Source organism: Streptomyces sp. NPDC001070 (assembly GCF_053598835.1).
Map to the genome: position 1 here is coordinate 76,624 of NZ_JBSFLB010000018.1, position 16,711 is coordinate 93,334.

Below are 16,711 nucleotides of genomic sequence, written 5' to 3' on the forward strand. Positions count from 1 at the left end.
CCGGGCGGCCCCGTCATGCGGTGACCCCGCTCGCGCGCCGGATCAGGGCGTCGAAGGCGCGGTCGGGGAGGACCCGCCGGGCGGCGATCATCGGCTTGGCGGCGAATCCCGTGGCGTAGCGCGTCCGGGGGCGGCGGGCCGTGGCGGCCCTGGCGATGGCGTCGGCGATGACCGAGGGCGGCGAACTGCGCCGGGCGGTGGACTCCGAGGCCAGCATGCCCGCCATCGCGGTGGCCTGCTCGGCGTACGGCCCCCGTGCGGAGACCGCGCGGAGCTTGTCTGCGGCGATGCCGCTCCACTCGGTGCGGATGCCGCCCGGTTCGATCACGACGACGTCGATGCCGAACGGCTTGAGCTCCATGCGCAGGCTGTCGCTGAAGCCCTCCAGCGCGAACTTGGTGGCGTGGTACCAGGCGCCGAAGGGGGTGTAGATCTTGCCGCCCATGGAGCTGATGTTGATGACGCGGCCGCTGCGCCGGGCGCGCATGTGGGGCAGGACGAGCTGGGTCAGCCGGGCCGCGCCGAAGACGTTCACCTCGAACTGGCGGCGGGCCTCATCGAGCGGCACGTCCTCGACCGCGCCGTAGGAGCCGTAGCCGGCGTTGTTGACCAGGACGTCGACGGTTCCGGACCCGGCGACGACCCGTTCGACGCCGGCCCGCAGGGACGCCTCGTCGGTGACGTCCATCGCCAGGACGTGTACGCCCTGCTCGGCGAGGGCGGCCATGCGGTCGACGCGGCGGGCCGCGCCGTAGACGGTGAAGCCGAGGGCGCGCAGCCGGAGCGCGGCGGCCTCGCCGATGCCGGAGGAGGCGCCGGTGACCAGGGCGACCTTGGATGACATGGGGTGATCCTTCGTGAGGGTGCGGGAAGCGGGCCACAGCGAAGATGAACCATGGCTCATGTTCACCCATCATGAACATGGGTTCATGTTCCCGCAAGCCCGGCGGGCCCCCTCCGTGCGAAATGTGAACCATCGCTCACGATAGATGGTGAATTATCATTCACATTTGATGCGACCGGCAGGAGGAGCCGATGACCCACGCCCGACCCCTGCGCGCCGACGCCGTCCGCAACCGGGCGCGGATCCTGGCCGCGGCACGCGAACAGATCACCCTCCTCGGGCCTGACGCGCCCATGGACACCATCGCCGAGGCCGCCGGTGTGGCCGTGGGCACCCTCTACCGCCACTTCCCCACCAAGACCGACCTCGTCGGCGCCGTCATCGCCGAGCACACCGAGCGCATGGCCGCCGATGTCGAGGCCGCCGCCGCCCGGGTGGCCGAGGGCGCCGGGGCGCTGGAGGAGATCACCGCCCTCGTCCACCGCATCGTCGAGGCGGCCGCCGACGACCGTGCCGTGAAGGCGGCCGCCCAGGACCTCGGCGCGGCCGACCGGGCCCGCCCCTACGAGGAGCGTGGCGGGGAGGCGATGAGCCGGCTCATCGCCGCCGCCACGGCCGACGGCGACCTGCATCCCGACGTGACGGTCGACGATTTCTTCCTGCTGCTCGGTACCGCGCCCGCCGACCAGGACAAGACCGTACGGACGCGCTGGCTCACCCTCTTCCTGCCCGGGTTCACCACCCGCGCCCGCCCGACGGACTGACGGGTGGTGAGGTGGCGGGACGGGGGTATCCGGATCCCTTGAGAACCGCGCGCACCGCGCCGCGGAGCGCGCGCCGACCCACGGAGGAAGGAACCATGCCCCACACCAGCCGTACGCGTACCGGCGCGAGCCCCGACACCCTGGGCATCGTCGGGCTGATCTGCGCGGTCGCCGGATTCTTCGTTCTCGGCATCATCCTCGGCCCGGCCGCCGTCGTGTGCGGCTGGCTGGCGATGGGCCGCACCTTCCGGGGCGCCAAGCCGGTACTGCCCCTGATCGCCGTCGTCCTGGGCGCCATCGACACGCTCATCGCCCTCGTGTGGCTGACGGGCGCCCACTGGACGGGCGGCGGCTTCATGTGATCGCGGGCCGATCCGCGACACGGACCCGGCGATGGGCGACGCGCGGCCGGACGGGAGGATGGTGTCCGCCCGTCCGGCCCCGCCCCTCAGGAGCACGTGTGCCCCTCACCGACCTGCCCGCGCCGTCGCGCGCGGCCCTGGCCGCCATGGCGGCCCTGGCGCTGGTCACGGGCTGCGGGGCGGGCGACGGCGCCACGAGCGGCCCGCGCGTGACGCCCCCGAAGGCCGGGGCGCCCTTCGACTACCAGATCGGCGGCGGCTACCCGCCGCCCCCAGGTGTCCGCGTGGTATCGCGCGACCGCGCCGACCGGCCCGCCCCGGGCGCGTACTCCGTCTGCTACGTCAACGCCTTCCAGGCCCAGCCGGGCGAACTGCGCTGGTGGCGTGAGCAGCATCCCGGCCTGCTGCTCCACGGGGAGGACGGCGGCCTCGTCATGGACGAGGAGTGGGACGAGGCACTGCTGGACACCTCCACCGCCGGCGCGCGGGCCGCGCTCGCGAAGATCGTCGGCGCGTGGTTCGACGACTGCGCGCGGCGGGGATTCGACGCGGTCGAGCCGGACAACCTCGACTCCTTCGAGCGCTCCGGCGGGCTGCTCACCCCCGCCGGCAACGCCGCGTTCGCCCGGCTGCTGACCGAGCGCGCCCATGCGGCGGGCCTGGCCGTCGCCCAGAAGAACACCGCCGAACTCCTCCCCCGCCACGCCGTCATCGGCTTCGACTTCGCCCTCGCGGAGGAGTGCGGCCAGTACGACGAGTGCGGCCGCTACGCCTCCGCCTACGACGACCGCGTCCTCGTCGTGTCCTACGACGCCGCCGACTTCGCGGCCACCTGCCGCCGTTGGGGCGCGCGGCTCTCGGTCGTCCTCCGCGACCGCGACGTGGCGCCGGCCGGGGAACCCGGCCATGTCTTCCGCACCTGCTGACCGGGAACGGCCGCGGGGTGCGAGACTCCTGCGGTGACCGTGCCCGACCGTCCCGGTCTCGCCGTCGAAACGGGCCCCGGCGGCGACGTCCCCTCCCCGGAGGGCCTGAGCCGGCTGCTCGCGGCCACCACCTGCGGACCGAGGCCGAGAAGGGTGCCGCCGTGTCCGGCGTGGCGGACCTCCCCGAGCCGTACCGGGCCGAAGTCCTCGACCCGCGTGCCGCGTTCGCCGGGCACACCGTCCTGGTGGCCCGTACCGGGGGCGCGGCCGCCGTCGGCTGCCTGGTGCTCACCGCGCCGCACGAGGGGCGGTCGGAGATCGAGCGGCTCTGGGCCGACCCCGCCGGCCGCGGCCGCGGTGTCGCCGCCGCGCTGGTCCGCGCGGCCCTCGCACAGGCGGCCGGGGCCGGCACCGGGACGGTGCGGCTGTCGGTGTGGACGTGGCGGACGACGGCGATCGGGCTCTACCGGCGCCTGGGCTTCACCGTCGTCGACTCCTGGGACGACCGTGACCTGCCGGTCTGCAGGCAGCACACAGGCGGCTGACCGCCACGCCCGCGGTCATGAGGTCGTCACGGCGTACCAGCGGCCCTCGCGCTGGTGGACCAGGTGGTGGGCGGCGAGGCTGTCGATGTGCCGCGCGATGGTCGCGGGCTGGTATCCGACGCTGGCGCTCAGGGCGTCGATGGTCGTCCCGTCGGTTCCGGCGGCGCGGAGCTGCTGGAGGGTCTTGAGCGCCGTGCGGGCCAGTCCGGTCTCCTCGGGGCGCGGCTCGGCGGGAGCCGGGACGTTGGCGGTGGTGGAGGGCCCCGGGGGCGGAGCCGGGGCGGGGGCGCCGGCCGGGGCGGGAACCGGCACGGTGGCCGGGGCGGCGTGGACGGGGGTGACGGGCCTCGGTGTGCGATTGACCGTGCGGTGCCTGCGGCCCTTCTGGTGACGCCGGGTGCTCATAGGGCGGTCCTCCTTCGCTGTGATCTTGAAGGGCCAACGGGGGACCGCCGCCGGAGTCACGCAGATGCGTGCATGCGGGGGACGCCGGGGCACCCGGGGAATGTGCGGCGGCGCCGATGCCGTTGCACCGGAAGCGGACGGACCCGAGGAAGGGAAAGCGATGCCCCCCACGGACAGCAGCCGCGGCCACCGCGTCGACGCGGTGCCCGGAACACAGCACGTCACCGTCACGATCGACGGCACGGTCGTGGCCGAGACCCGGCGCCCGGTGCTGGTCCACGAGACCGGTTTGCCGGTGCGCTACTACATCCCGCAGGAGGACGTCGATCTGACGCTCTTCCGGACCAGCGACACGAACACCACCTGCCCGTTCAAGGGCGTCGCCTCCTACTGGTCGTACGGCGACCACACCGACGTGGCCTGGGTGTACGAGGAGCCGCTCCCCTCGGTGCCGGAGATCAAGGGCCACCTCTCCTTCTACGACACCAAGGCGAACGTCTCGATCAAGGACGCCTGACCGGGCGCCCCGCGCCGGCTCCTCCTCGGCCGACGGTGCGCTTCCGGGCACGTTCCGTGACCCGGGAGCACGACTGTTCGGTTTACTGCGCACGACGGCCGATGGGGAGCAATGATGGTCACATGGCGAATCCGACGATCCTGACCGTCGACGACGATCCCGCAGTCTCCCGTGCCGTGGCCCGGGACATTCGCCGCAGGTACGGGGACCGGTACCGCGTGGTGCGCGCGACCTCGGGGGACGAGGCCCTCAGCGCACTGCGGGAGATCAAACTCCGCGGTGAACAGCTCGCGGTGATGCTCGCCGACTACCGCATGCCGAAGATGAACGGGGTGGAGTTCCTCGAGGCGGCGATGGACCTCTTCCCGCTCGCCCGGCGGGTGCTGCTCACGGCGTACGCCGACACGGGCGCGGCCATCGACGCGATCAACATCGTCGACCTCGACCACTACCTGCTGAAGCCGTGGAGCCCGCCGGAGGAGAACCTCTACCCGGTGATCGACACCCTGCTGGACGCGTGGGTCGCCACGCCGGACCCGACAGCGTCCGAGACCCGCGTGGTCGGCCACCGCTGGTCCGCGCCGTCCTTCAAGGTGCGCGACTTCCTCACCCGCAACCTCGTCCCCTACCGCTGGCTGCCCGCGGAGGAACCCGAGGCCGAGCAGCTGCTGGCCGCGGCCGGGCTGACGCCGGCCGACGTGCCGCTGGTGGTGACCGACGACGGGACGACGCTGGTACGGCCCACCGAGGCCGAGCTCGCCGCGCACGTGGGGCTGAGCACCGTCCCGGCGTCCGACTTCTACGACCTGGTGGTGATCGGGGGCGGCCCCGCGGGGCTGGGCGCGGCGGTGTACGGCGCGTCCGAGGGCCTGCGGACGGTGCTGGTGGAGCGCCGGGCGACCGGCGGCCAGGCGGGGCAGAGCAGCCGCATCGAGAACTACCTCGGCTTCCCGGACGGCGTCTCCGGCGCTCAGCTGACCGACCGGGCCCGTCGCCAGGCGACCAAGTTCGGGGCGGAGATCCTCAGCACCCGGGAGGTGGTGGCCCTGGAGGCGGTGGGCACCGGACGGGTGCTCTCCTTCGGGGACGGCACCTCCATCGCGGCGCACACGGTGGTGCTGGCGACGGGCGTGTCCTACCGCCGGCTCGACGCACCGGGCCTGGCGGAGTTCACCGGCGCCGGGGTCTTCTACGGCTCGGCGATGACCGAGGCCATGAACTGCGCGGGCCAGGAGGTGTACATCGTCGGCGGGGCCAACTCGGCCGGGCAGGCGGCCGTCTACTTCTCCCGCAACGCCCGCAGGGTGCACCTGCTGATCCGCGGCGCGGACCTGGGCCGCTCGATGTCGCAGTACCTGATCGACCAGATCGCGGCCATCGACAACATCGAGGTCCGGGCGTGCACCGAGGTCGTCGGCGGCAAGGGCGGCGACCACCTGGAGCAGCTGCTGCTGCGGGACTCCAAGACCGGCACGGTGACCACCGTGGACGCCTCGTTCCTGTTCATCTTCATCGGCGCGGAGCCCCGTACGGACTGGCTGCAGGGCGTGGTCGAGCGCGACCGGCGCGGCTTCGTGATCACTGGCCCGGACCTGATCGCCGGCGGCCGGCGACCGGCGGGCTGGCCGCTCCCCCGAGATCCGTACCACCTGGAGGCGAGCGTGCCGGGCGTCTTCGCCGCGGGCGACGTGCGGGCGGACTCGGTCAAACGGGTGGCCTCCGCCGTCGGCGAGGGCGCGATGGCCGTATCCCTGGTACACCGCTATCTGGAGGCGCAGTGACGACGACGGACCGGCTCGGGCCGGAGCAGTTGAGGACCCTGTTCCTGTTCGAGTCGCTCGGCGAGAAGGAACTGGACTGGCTGAGCGAGCAGGGCCGGGTGGAGCGGGTCGCGGCCGGCGCACCGGTCTACTCGGAGGGCGAGCCGGCGACCTGCTTCTACATTCTGCTGCACGGCACGGTGTCGCTCGCACGCCGGGTGCACGGCGACCAGGTCGAGGTCAACCGGACGGACATGCGCGGCGTGTACGCCGGAGCCACCCAGGCCTACCTCGGGGACCGCGTCGACCAGACATACCCCAACTCGCTGGGGGCGGTCACCGACTGCGAGTTCTTCGTGATCCCGGCCGACGAGTTCGCCGGGGCGATGCACCGGTGGTTCCCGATGGCGGTGCACCTGCTGGAGGGGCTGTTCTTCGGCTACCGCAAGCAGACCACCATCGTCGCCGAGCGCGAGCGGCTGCTGGCCCTGGGCTCGCTGTCCGCAGGGCTCACCCATGAGCTCAACAACCCGGCGGCGGCCGCGGTCCGGGCCACTTCGGCACTGCGCGACCGGGTGGCCGGTATGCGGCACAAGCTGGCGATGATCGCGGACGGCCGGCTCGACACCCGTCAGCTGCACGAACTGGTCGAGCTGCAGGACGCGGCGATCAAGCGCATGGCGTCGGCGCCCGAGCTGTCCGCGATGGACGCCTCCGACGCCGAGGACGAGCTGACGGACTGGCTCGACGACCATGGGGTCAACGGCTCCTGGGAGCTGGCCCCGACGCTGGTCGCCGGCGGTGTGGACGCCGAATGGCTCGGCACGGTGGTCGACACGGTCGGCGAGGACCGGCTGGAGGCGGCGGTGCGCTGGCTCTCGTACACCCTCGACACCGAGTTGCTGATGGGCGAGATCGACGACGCCGTCACCCGGATCTCCGGGCTGGTGGGGGCCGCGAAGCAGTACTCGCAGCTCGACCGCGCCCCGCAGCAGACGGTGGACGTGCACGCGCTGATCGACGCGACGCTGGCCATGCTCCAGGCGAAGATCCCCGGCGCGGTGAAGGTGGTCAGGGAGTACGACCGCACCCTGCCGCAGATCCAGGCCTACGGCGCCGAGCTCAACCAGGTGTGGACCAACCTCATCGTCAACGCCCTGGACGCCATGAAGGGTTCCGGCACGCTGACCATCCACACCTCGTGGGACGGCACGGACCGGCTGGTGGTCGAGATCGGCGACACCGGGCCCGGCATCTCCCCGGAGATCCGGCCGCGGATCTTCGAGCCGTTCTTCACCACGAAGCCGGTCGGCGAGGGCACCGGGCTCGGCCTGGACATCTCGTACCGCATCGTGGTCAACAAGCACCACGGCGACATCCGGGTGGAGTCGGTTCCCGGTGACACACGCTTCCACGTGTGCCTTCCGGTCGCCCAGCCCGAGGCGCATCCGGGGAACGCGGAACGGACGGGCTGAGAGACCCGCCCCCGCTCAGGCCACCGGGCTCTTGGAGGCGTTCCCGGAGCGGTCGCGGCCGACGGTCAACTGCCCGTCGGCGGCGCTCTTGAGCGACCTCAGGGCCAGCAGCAGCACGCCGATGTCGTCGATGAGGATCGGGTCGGGCAGCAGATCGACCGGGCAGACCAGGTAGATCACCGCCGCCCAGAAGGCCAGCTTGCCCGAGCGCGGCACGTCGGCGCTGCGCAGCAGGGCGCGGACCCGCGCCATCTTCACCACGAGCACCACAGCCACCACGAGCATGACCACGACGGCCACGGCGGCGATGACGAGAGCCGTCGTCGACCAGTCACCCAGGTCCATGCCTGCCTCCTTCCCTTCGATCCCGTGTACCCCTGCGGGGTGTGCGGAAACGGTACCCGACCCACGCTGAAGGCTCCCCCACGCATGATCACATCACACTGGATCTGGAAGACCGCGGGCCTCGTGGAGCGCAGGTTCGCCGGGCTGGCGCTCAATCCCGCGGCCCCGGACGACGTACTGCTGCGCCTGCTGGCCCACGGGCCGAGGGTGGCGCGCGTGGCACTGTGCCGGCATCGGGCACTGCCCGTCGCCGTGACGGAGGCCGTGATCGCCCACCCGGACAAGTCGGTGCGGGGCGGGTTCGCCGGAAATCCGCACGTCGACCCCGTCCAGAGGGTGCGGCTGCTGGACGACCCGGAGTGGTCCGTGCGGGCCCAGCTGGCCGACGGGCCCGCCATGCCGCGGTATGTGCCACCCGCGCCGCTGCCGGACTGGGCGGTCGTCCACATGATCCGCACATACGAGGACGACATCCTCCGCGAAGGGCTCCACCGCCAGGTCTCCGTCGAACTCATGCGCTCGGCGCACAGCCATCCGGATCCCAAGGTGCGGCGCATGGGAATCCACTGGCGGGGCGTGCCGGACGACCTCCGGGACGCGCTCCTGGCCGATCCCGACGACGAGGTCCGGGAGGCGGCCCGCCGCCATCTGCGCCACGAGGACCCCGCGTGCGTGGAGCGGGAGCTGCCGGAGCATCGCTGTCACGCCCGCACCGGCATGCTCCTGTACGGCGCCCTCAGCCGGAACGTCATCGAGAGCGTGCTGACCGCACCGGCCTCCGAGGACGAACGGGCCACCATCGCGAGCAACGGCACCCTCCCCGCCGACGTCGTGGCGCTGCTGGCCGCCGATCCGGACACCGAGGTCCGTCACCGCATTGCCCACCACCCCCGGCTGGCACCGCAGCAGCGCCGGGCGCTGGGAGCCGATCCGGACCCGGGCGTGCGGGAGGGGATCGCGAGCCGCTGCGACCTCGACCCCGACGAGCTGCGGGCGTTCGCCGAGGACCCCGATCCGCGGGTGCGGCTCGCGGCGTCCATGGACCGCTCGCTGACCGACGCCGAGCGCGAGGCCATCGACCACGAGGTCCCGATGGACGACCCGTTCGTCCCGTGGCCGCAGCCGCTGCTGCCCCGGGACCCTGCCGAGGTGCGGCGGGACGCCCTGTCCGGCCACCCGCTGTGGCGTCGCAGGGCCGCCCGGGACCGCTTCCTGCCGCCCGACCTGGTGGAGCGGCTGGCCGCCGACGACGACCTGGGCGTGCGCGTCCTGCTCGCGCAGAACCATCCGGAGGCACCCGCGGACGTGCTGTTGCGTGGTTTCCTGGAGTACACCGGCCCCGAGCGCGGCCATCTCCTGACCCGGCCGCACTTCCCCACCGCCGGGCTGGCCCGCTTCGCCGGCCACGAGGACCCCGCGGTCCGCGCCCTGGCCGCCCGCGACCCGCGGTCCGCCGCGGAGACGGTGGACCGGCTCAGCGGCGACCCGGATCCCGGCGTCCGGGCGGTGATGGCGCGTCACCGGAACCTCCCGCCGGCCCGGCTGGCGGAACTGCTCGACGACGGGGAACTGGCCCATGAGGCGGCGGCGAACCCGGCGTTGGAGCCCGCCGTCATGCGCCGCCTGGTGGCGTCCCTTCCCGCCCGGGACGGTGTCGCCGGATGAAGGCGGTCAGCCTGCGGTAGGCGCCGCGCAGTTCGTGGCGGACGAAGTCCTCGCGGACATCGATGAGGGCGCCGTGGGAGGCGTTGGGGTCGACCGTGAACCGGTCGTGCCATCCGCCTCCCGAGGCGATGATCACGGGAGCGTCGACGCCCTCGAACTGGTCGGCGGTGATGTCGACCCGCAGGCCGTTCTTCTCGATCCAGGCGTGGGACGCGCGGTTCTCCCACGCGCTCACATAGGTCCACACGCCCAGCCCGTTCTCGTACAGGTACTGGCCGAGGAGGATCGAGGCGTCGCCGCAGGAACCGTAGGGGAAACGCTCCAGGGAGACGAGGCCGGGATCGGGGCAGTCGAGGATCGCCTGCCGGAATCCCACGGCCAGTGTGCGGAGTTCGGACACCCGCGGAGTGTAACCCGTGAAGATCATCGGTGGGACCGGTGGAGTCGGCCCTTCCGCCCGGGCGCGCCCACGGCGGCGGCGAGCTGTCGACTCGCCAGAAGCACCTTCCGCCGGGAGCCTTGGTCGCGACTTCTTCCACGTCTTGACTCACGGCCTCAATCAAGTCGTGAGGATGACACGGGAGTTCTTATGAGACTCGAAGTCAGTGCCGCCCGCCGCAGACCCCTCGGACTGATCGCCCTGCCGGCGGTACAGCTCGCCCTGCGCGCCCTGATCGCCGTACCCGCCGGCCCGCTCGTCAAGGGTCTCGTACCCCTGACGGCATCAGGGGCGCCCCGTCCGCACCGTCCTCAGCCGGTCGTCCAGCGGCGGGAGTGCAGCACCTCCCCCACGGCGACCGCCGCCGCCATGGCCACCCCGGCCACCGGCACCGCCCAGCCGCCGCAGAAGGTGCTCGCCAGCACCAGCAGCGCGCAGACCGGCAGCACCGCGTGCTCGGCGATACCGCGCTTGGCCCGCCAGGAATGAATGAGCCAGACCATCAGCAGGAACAGCGCGGCGGGCAGCGTCACGGCGGCCGCCGCGGCCGTCTGCGAGATGTGCGCCTTGTGCACGACCTGCTCGACCACCACCTCGATCCCCGCGCCGATGGCCGCGGCCGAGCCGAAGACGAAGTAGTGCCCGTAGCCCCACAGGAACGCCCGCGGGGTGCTGGTGAGGTGTTCGTGGATGGGGATGGCGAAGTAGATCCAGTAGGCGGAGAAGACGATGAGCAGTCCACCGGCGGCAACCGGCAGCAGCTCGCCCAGAACGGAGAACTCGTCGACGGCGGACTGCACGGCCACCGTCGCGGCGGCCACCGACTCACCGAGCACGATGATGGTGAAGAGGCCGTAGCGCTCGGCGATGTGGTGCGGGTGCCAGGTGGTGCGCTGCGCCCGCTCGGCGCAGGCCGGCACCGCCAGTTCCGCGGCGGCCAGGATCAGGAAGCCCCAGTCCCACACTCCACCGGGCAGGAGCAGCAGGAGGATCCATCCCATCTGGACGGCCACCAGGCCGGCCGCATAGCGCAGCGCCGTGGACCGCGCCGAACCGGCCGCGTTGCGCGCCGCGCGCAGCCACTGGAAGGCGAGCGCGATGCGCATGATGATGTAGCCGGCCACGGCGATCGTGAAGTCGTCGGCGTCGAAGGCGCGGGGAACCCCGGCCGCCAGTACCAGGACGCCGGTGATCTGGACGAAGGTGGCGATGCGGTACGGCACGTCGTCGGTGTCGAAGGCCGAGGCGAACCACGTGAAGTTCATCCACGCCAGCCAGATCGCGAAGAACACGAGGCAATAGCCGATGACCCCGTGCCCGGGACTGCCCTCGGCGACCGCGTGCACCAGCCGGACGCCGGCCTGGGCCACCGCCACCACGAAACAGAGGTCGAACAGCAGCTCCAGCGGCGTGGCGACCCGGTGCGGCTCGTGCGGGTCGCGGGCCGTCATCCGGACCAGAGGACGGAAGCGGCGATCCGGCGGCGCGTGATCGTGATGGGTCATCCGCGCATCGTAGGCCGTGCACGCACGCGCCCGCGCCCGACAGTCGCGGGCGCGGGCGCGAGGGGGGACGGGGAGGGTCAGCCGGTGCAGCCGTCCTGGAGCATCCCGGACCGCAGCCGGGCCAGGGTCCGCGAGAGCAGCCGGGACACGTGCATCTGCGTGCAGCCCATGATCTCGCCGATCTGGGCCTGCGTCAGCTCCTCGACGTAGCGCAGGTGGAGCAGCCGCCGGTCGCGCTCGTCGAGGGCGACCACGAGCGGTGCGAGCGAGCCGAGGTCCTCGACGAGTTCCAAGGCGGGGTCGACCGCGCCGATGAAGTCGGCGAGCACCGTCTCGCCGTCGTCCCCGTCGTCGCTGTTCATGGCGGCGTCGAGGGAGGAGGCGGTGTAGCCGTTGGAGGCCACCTGAGCCTCGACGACCTCGGACTCGGACAGGTCCATGAGCGCGGCGAGTTCGCTCACCTTCGGGGCGCGGCCGAGCCGGGAGGACAGCTCGTCGCGGGCGCGGGCGAGCTCCACGCGGCGCTCCTGCAGGCGGCGCGGCACGTGCACGGCCCAGGTGGTGTCGCGGAAGAACCGCTTGATCTCGCCGACGATGTACGGCACCGCGAAGGTCGTGAACTCGACCTCGCGCGAGATGTCGAACCGGTCGATCGCCTTGATCAGCCCGATCGTCCCGACCTGGACGATGTCCTCCATCTCGTCGCTGCGCTCGCGGAAGCGCCTGGCCGCGAAGCGTACGAGGGACATGTTCATCTCGATGAGGGTGTTGCGGGCGTACTGGTATCCGTGGGTGCCCTCCTCGAGCACCGTCAGGCGCCCGAGGAAGAGCTTCGACAGTGCGCGCGCATCCGCCGGCGCGACACTGCTCGGGTCGGTGATCAGCGGCAGTCCGTCGACCTCGGGGCTCTCGACCCCGGCGCTCGTCCCGCTCACGTGGGTGATCACAGCTCCTCCTCGCACCTCTACGTCATGTTCCCGTACGTTGCCCCTCGGGTACCCCGCCCGTCGCGATGCATTCCTCCCCGCTTCCGGAGACCGGTGATTCCCGCCGGGGACAGCGTAGGACCGGCCGATCCGGGCAGACAGAGAGGGACCGATGATGCCGACGGGGTGATCGTGCGTGTACAGCATTGACCTAGAGGCAGACGGCGGAGGACTCATCCGGCACGCCGCTGCGGAGCGGCCGCAGCCCACCACCATCGGTGAGGCGCGTGACTTCGCCCGCGCCCGGCTCGGGAACGTCGATCCGGAGCGGGTCGAGGACTGCCTGCTGGTCGTCTCCGAACTGGTCACCAACGCCTTCCGCTACGGCGGCGGGCTGGCGGCGCTCGACGTCGTGGCGGTCCCGGACGCGATTCACGTCTCGGTGCAGGACCACAGCGACCGACTGCCCGTCGCACCGCAGCCCTCCGACCGCTTCCTGCCCGGTGGCTACGGCCTGCGCCTGGTGCGCCGGCTCGCCCGGGACATCCGGGTGACGCTGCTCCGGGCGGGCGGCAAGGTCATCCACGTGCACCTGCCGCGCTGACGCACCGTCACCACCCGGTCCCATACGTGTGGCCGAACGGATCGCGGACAGACGCACGTTGACACGACACATACCCGCACCAAGGTCAGTTCGAATGTCGGGGCCGGACGACGGTCCCCCAGGAGGCACACCATGACCACGGGCATCATCACCGGGGCGGTCGTCATCGTTGTCCTGATCGCCCTCGCCGCCGTCGCCATGACGCGACGCGGCGGCGGCACGGGACAGCTCAGGCGCCGTTTCGGTCCGGAGTACGAACGCACGGTCGCCCGGTACGACGGCGACACGGAGGCGGCGGACCGGGAGTTGCAGGAGCGCGTCGACCGGCACGGCGGTCTGGCCCCGGAGCCGCTGAGCGCGCGGCAGGCCGAGGAGTACCGCGTCGAATGGGGCGCCCTGCAGGAGCGGTTCGTCGACTCCCCCGCGCAGGCGGTGCAGGACGCGTCGCGGCTGCTGGACCGGCTGGCGCACGACCGGGGATTCCCCGAGCGGAAGTCGGGCGAGCAGATCGACGCCCTGTCGGTCCACCGGCCCCGGCATCTCCAGGCCTACCGCGACCTGCACGAAGTCGCGCACCCCGGGCACGACGGTGACCGCACCCCGGCGGACACCGAGGATCTGCGCGAGCGGCTGCTGAACGCCCGCGCGCTGTTCGACGACCTCATCGCGGTGGACGAGGAGCCCCGGAACACCTCGCGCGAGGACGGCGCCGGTGGCACGGGCTCCGGCCGACGCGGCTCCCACCGCCTCCACATGCCGTCCCGGAGCAGCCGATGAATCCCACTCACGAGCACCGCGAAACCGACGAAACCGACGAGACCGACACCGGACGCGACGTCCGCGCGGCCTCCGCCGAACGGAAGTCCGCCGCACCGGAGCCCGAGGCGTCCGGGAAGAAGGGCGAACCGCCCGCCGCGGGCCGGCCCACCGGCTGGTCGCGGCCCGGAACCGCCGACGCCCCTGAGCCGTGCGAGCGAACAGCACGGCCCGAGGGGATCGAGAAGGCCGAGGGGGCCCGGGGAACCGGGACGCCGGCCCCCGCCGCGCGCACGGAACGGTCGGAGCAGCGCGAGCGGCCCGACCTGGCCGAGCGCTCCGCACGGTCCGGGACGTCCGGGCGGCCCGCGCGCCGGGCGCAGGACGGGCCGGTACCCGCCCCCGGCGCCCCGCCCGCCGTGAACGGCGCGGCGGACAAGCTGCAACAGCGGCTGCAGCACGCGGTCGGCGGCTTCGTCGACGAGCCGCGGCACTCCGTCGAGGAGGCCGACGAGGTCCTCGGCGAGGCCACCGACCGGTTGATCGAGGAACTGCGCAGCCGGCGCCGCGAACTGCGCTCGGACTGGCAGGGCGGCGAGCAGGGGAAGCACGGTGGGGGCGACACCGAGAAGCTGCGGGTGGCCCTGCAGGGCTACCGCGACCTGGTCGACCGCGTCCTCCGCGTCTGAGGCCCGCACGGTGGTGACGCCGCGACCACGAGGCGTCCGGCTTCGTGGCCGCGGCGTCGTATGCCCCGAGTGCGGGTCACAGGCTCCCGGTGTGGCGGTACCTCGCCCAGAACGGCAGCCCGTACCAGCAGACCAGGTACCAGAACAGGACCGCGGCGACGAGCCAGGGCACATAGGCGTCGTGCGTGGCGACCCGGAGCACGAGGAGGAGCGCCGCGGTCATCGTCGCCAGCAGCAGCACGAGACCGATGAAGGTGAGCCGGGAGGCCCAGCGCACGGCCTGCGGTTTGATGCGGCGGCCGGAGACGATCCGGTGGAAGGAGACCGGGCCGATCAGCGCCCCGGTCGCGCAGGCGCCGAGGACGACGGTAACGATGTAGATGGTGCGGTCGGTCGACCCGAGCCGCTGGAAGTGCGGCGTGAAGACGACTGTCAGCAGGAAGCCGAAGAGGATCTGCACGCCCGTCTGGGCGACCCGTACCTCCTGGATGAGTTCGCCCCACTTCCGGTCGGCGCGCTCCTCCTCGGTCTCGTCACGTCCGCCGCCCGGCCCGGTCCGGCCGGATTCGTCCTCGCTGGACATGGCGTCCTCCCGTTCTTCGGCCCTATGTGACGCGTCCTCAAAAACGCATAATGCGGCTTACCTGTCGATATGCGACATCTGATCAGGTCGACGAGCCGATGGCGACGTCCCGGGCCCTGCGGAGCCACGGTCACGGCGGGAGCCACGGCGGGTGCGGCGGTCGGGGGTAGGCGAGAACGGCGACCACGACCGTGACCGGCACAGGCTCGGCCACGACGTCGGTCGCCGTCCCGGATACGGTCCCGGCCGCGCGTTCGGCCTCGGCGGCGCGGTCCGGCCGCCCCCACCCGGGGGCGGCCGGACCGCGGTGTTCACCGCCGCACCCTGCTCCGGGACAGCAGGGTGACCCCGACGGCCGCGAGACCGATCTGTATCAGCCACTCGATCCAGTCGACGCCGTCGGTGTCCGCGACGCCCACTCCCTGGGCGATGGCGCTGCCGATGAAGGCCGCCACGATGCCGACGACGATCGTCCACAGCAGCCCGATCGGCTGCCTGCCGGGCGCCACCAGGCGCCCCAGCACACCGATGATCAGACCGATCACGATGGCACTGATGATGCTCGAGATCTCCATCTCCACCTCAACCCCAACCTCGTCCGGCCCCTGGCCGGAAGTGTGTTCGCACCACGCGGATACCCCCGGCCGGACGCTCCACGCCGCCGCGTCGCCGTGCCGCGGCCCGGTGTTTTCGCTGCCCGGGACGGGGCACCCGGTGGACCGGAAGCAGTCGGGGCAGGGAGGCCGGTGTGGACACGACGTTGGGTGCGGGTGCGGTACGGCCCGGAACACGGGGGCGGAAGGCGATCCGGGCCGGGGCACGGGCGGGGCTGACGGCACGAGGCGTCATCTACGTGCTGCTCGGGGTGCTGGCGCTGCGCGTCGCCTTCGACGGGTCCGGCGAACAGGCCGACCGGGGCGGCGCCGTGGCCCGGTTGGCGGAGCAGCCCTTCGGCGGGTTCCTTGTCTGGGCCCTCGCCGTGGGCTTCGCCGGCATGACGCTGTGGCGTCTGTCCGAGGCCCTGTTCGGCGCGGCGGGTGCGGACGGGGACAAGGCCGGCAAGCGGCTGGCGTCGGGGGCCCGCGCCGTGTTCTACGCCTTCGTGACGGGCTCGGTGGTGACCTTCGCGGTGAACGGCCACTCTGCGGGCGGGTCGAGCGACAGGACCTCCAAGGACGTCACCGCCCGCGCCCTGGAGTGGCCCATGGGCCGCTGGCTGGTGGGGGCGGCCGGGCTCGCCCTGGTGGGAGCCGGGGTGTGGATCGCGGTCCGGGCGCTGCTGCGCCGCTTCCGCAAGCATCTGCGGACCGGCGCGATGTCGCCGCGGGTCCGCAAGGCGGTCGAGTTCCTCGGGGTGGCCGGAGGGGCCAGCCGGGGCGTGGTCTTCGCCGCCGCCGGCTGCTTCGCCGTCGTCGCGGCGGTGCGCTTCGACCCGGACCGCGCGAAGGGGCTCGACGACACGCTGCGCACGTTCCGCGAAACCCCGGCCGGACCCTGGCTGCTGGCGGTGATCGCGGCGGGCCTGGCGCTCTTCGGGGTGTTCTCCTGGGCGATGGCACGCTGGCGGAGGGTGTGACCTCCGGAACGCGCCGGGCGCCGGG

General features: G+C 72.6%; 20 protein-coding genes. 12 read left to right on the forward strand and 8 right to left on the reverse strand.

The window, feature by feature from the left end:
• Positions 1–13: 13 nt before the first annotated feature.
• Complete coding sequence (locus ACWDAS_RS22450; RefSeq protein ID WP_450393623.1) at positions 14–844, reverse strand: oxidoreductase; 831 nt, start codon at positions 842–844, stop codon at positions 14–16.
• A gap of 191 nt (positions 845–1,035) precedes the next feature.
• Here ACWDAS_RS22450 and ACWDAS_RS22455 point away from each other — a divergent pair, with 191 nt between their 5' ends.
• The 4 genes from ACWDAS_RS22455 to ACWDAS_RS22470 all read left to right on the forward strand — a co-directional run bounded on the left by ACWDAS_RS22455 (position 1,036) and on the right by ACWDAS_RS22470 (position 3,441).
• The gene (locus ACWDAS_RS22455; RefSeq protein ID WP_450393625.1) at positions 1,036–1,608 is read left to right on the forward strand and encodes a TetR family transcriptional regulator; all 573 of its coding nucleotides are present in this window, start codon (positions 1,036–1,038) and stop codon (positions 1,606–1,608) included.
• A 95-nt stretch (positions 1,609–1,703) separates the two neighbouring features.
• Positions 1,704–1,970 carry a hypothetical protein gene (locus tag ACWDAS_RS22460; RefSeq protein WP_450393627.1) on the forward strand — a complete coding sequence of 89 codons (267 nt, stop codon included), beginning with the start codon at positions 1,704–1,706 and terminating at the stop codon, positions 1,968–1,970.
• Between the two features lie 98 nt (positions 1,971–2,068).
• On the forward strand, positions 2,069–2,896 hold the full coding sequence (locus ACWDAS_RS22465) for an endo alpha-1,4 polygalactosaminidase (RefSeq protein WP_450393630.1): 828 nt from the start codon (positions 2,069–2,071) through the stop codon (positions 2,894–2,896).
• A 161-nt stretch (positions 2,897–3,057) separates the two neighbouring features.
• A complete protein-coding gene (locus ACWDAS_RS22470) occupies positions 3,058–3,441 on the forward strand; it encodes a GNAT family N-acetyltransferase (protein ID WP_450393632.1) in 384 nt (127 codons plus the stop codon).
• 15 nt (positions 3,442–3,456) lie between these two features.
• Here the strand turns inward: ACWDAS_RS22470 and ACWDAS_RS22475 are convergent, their stop codons facing one another.
• Positions 3,457–3,846: a helix-turn-helix domain-containing protein gene (locus ACWDAS_RS22475; RefSeq protein WP_450393634.1), complete on the reverse strand. Its 390-nt coding sequence runs from the start codon at positions 3,844–3,846 to the stop codon at positions 3,457–3,459.
• Positions 3,847–4,006: 160 nt separating this feature from the next.
• Between ACWDAS_RS22475 and ACWDAS_RS22480 the strand changes: the two genes are divergently transcribed.
• The 3 genes from ACWDAS_RS22480 (at position 4,007) to ACWDAS_RS22490 (ending at position 7,598) form a co-directional block, all read left to right on the forward strand.
• Complete coding sequence (locus tag ACWDAS_RS22480) at positions 4,007–4,363, forward strand: DUF427 domain-containing protein (protein ID WP_450393637.1); 357 nt, start codon at positions 4,007–4,009, stop codon at positions 4,361–4,363.
• Between the two features lie 122 nt (positions 4,364–4,485).
• The gene (locus ACWDAS_RS22485) at positions 4,486–6,144 is read left to right on the forward strand and encodes an FAD-dependent oxidoreductase (protein ID WP_450393640.1); all 1,659 of its coding nucleotides are present in this window, start codon (positions 4,486–4,488) and stop codon (positions 6,142–6,144) included.
• Entirely contained in the window at positions 6,141–7,598 is a 1,458-nt protein-coding gene (locus tag ACWDAS_RS22490; protein ID WP_450393643.1) for an ATP-binding protein, read from the forward strand. The genes ACWDAS_RS22485 and ACWDAS_RS22490 overlap by 4 nt, the downstream gene beginning before the upstream one ends.
• 15 nt (positions 7,599–7,613) lie before the next feature.
• Here the strand turns inward: ACWDAS_RS22490 and ACWDAS_RS22495 are convergent, their stop codons facing one another.
• Positions 7,614–7,943: a YkvA family protein gene (locus ACWDAS_RS22495; protein WP_450393646.1), complete on the reverse strand. Its 330-nt coding sequence runs from the start codon at positions 7,941–7,943 to the stop codon at positions 7,614–7,616.
• Between the two features lie 84 nt (positions 7,944–8,027).
• Between ACWDAS_RS22495 and ACWDAS_RS22500 the strand changes: the two genes are divergently transcribed.
• Positions 8,028–9,608: a hypothetical protein gene (locus ACWDAS_RS22500; RefSeq protein ID WP_450393649.1), complete on the forward strand. Its 1,581-nt coding sequence runs from the start codon at positions 8,028–8,030 to the stop codon at positions 9,606–9,608.
• Here the strand turns inward: ACWDAS_RS22500 and ACWDAS_RS22505 are convergent.
• The 3 genes from ACWDAS_RS22505 to ACWDAS_RS22515 all read right to left on the reverse strand — a co-directional run bounded on the left by ACWDAS_RS22505 (position 9,556) and on the right by ACWDAS_RS22515 (position 12,499).
• Entirely contained in the window at positions 9,556–10,008 is a 453-nt protein-coding gene (locus ACWDAS_RS22505) for a hypothetical protein (protein ID WP_450393651.1), read from the reverse strand. The genes ACWDAS_RS22500 and ACWDAS_RS22505 overlap by 53 nt on opposite strands.
• 350 nt (positions 10,009–10,358) lie before the next feature.
• Positions 10,359–11,552 (reverse strand): low temperature requirement protein A, encoded by a 1,194-nt coding sequence (locus tag ACWDAS_RS22510; protein ID WP_450393654.1) that lies wholly within the window; start codon positions 11,550–11,552, stop codon positions 10,359–10,361.
• 77 nt (positions 11,553–11,629) lie between these two features.
• On the reverse strand, positions 11,630–12,499 hold the full coding sequence (locus ACWDAS_RS22515; protein WP_450393657.1) for an RNA polymerase sigma factor SigF: 870 nt from the start codon (positions 12,497–12,499) through the stop codon (positions 11,630–11,632).
• A 175-nt stretch (positions 12,500–12,674) separates the two neighbouring features.
• Between ACWDAS_RS22515 and ACWDAS_RS22520 the strand changes: the two genes are divergently transcribed.
• From ACWDAS_RS22520 to ACWDAS_RS22530, 3 genes are all read left to right on the forward strand, one after another.
• Positions 12,675–13,082 carry an ATP-binding protein gene (locus tag ACWDAS_RS22520; RefSeq protein WP_450393659.1) on the forward strand — a complete coding sequence of 136 codons (408 nt, stop codon included), beginning with the start codon at positions 12,675–12,677 and terminating at the stop codon, positions 13,080–13,082.
• Between the two features lie 132 nt (positions 13,083–13,214).
• Positions 13,215–13,859, forward strand: coding sequence for a hypothetical protein (locus ACWDAS_RS22525; protein ID WP_450393661.1), 645 nt, complete (start codon positions 13,215–13,217; stop codon positions 13,857–13,859).
• Positions 13,856–14,527, forward strand: a complete 672-nt coding sequence (locus tag ACWDAS_RS22530; RefSeq protein ID WP_450393663.1) for a hypothetical protein — start codon at positions 13,856–13,858, stop codon at positions 14,525–14,527. The genes ACWDAS_RS22525 and ACWDAS_RS22530 overlap by 4 nt, the downstream gene beginning before the upstream one ends.
• Before the next feature lie 76 nt (positions 14,528–14,603).
• On the opposite strand, the gene ACWDAS_RS22535 is transcribed toward ACWDAS_RS22530, so the two are convergent.
• Both ACWDAS_RS22535 and ACWDAS_RS22540 read right to left on the reverse strand, forming a co-directional pair.
• Complete coding sequence (locus ACWDAS_RS22535; protein WP_450393665.1) at positions 14,604–15,110, reverse strand: DUF6328 family protein; 507 nt, start codon at positions 15,108–15,110, stop codon at positions 14,604–14,606.
• A gap of 311 nt (positions 15,111–15,421) precedes the next feature.
• Positions 15,422–15,685, reverse strand: a complete 264-nt coding sequence (locus ACWDAS_RS22540) for a GlsB/YeaQ/YmgE family stress response membrane protein (RefSeq protein ID WP_450393668.1) — start codon at positions 15,683–15,685, stop codon at positions 15,422–15,424.
• Positions 15,686–15,858: 173 nt separating this feature from the next.
• On the opposite strand from ACWDAS_RS22540, the gene ACWDAS_RS22545 reads away from it, so the two are divergent.
• Complete coding sequence (locus ACWDAS_RS22545; RefSeq protein WP_450393671.1) at positions 15,859–16,686, forward strand: DUF1206 domain-containing protein; 828 nt, start codon at positions 15,859–15,861, stop codon at positions 16,684–16,686.
• The last annotated feature ends 25 nt before the right edge of the window (positions 16,687–16,711 follow it).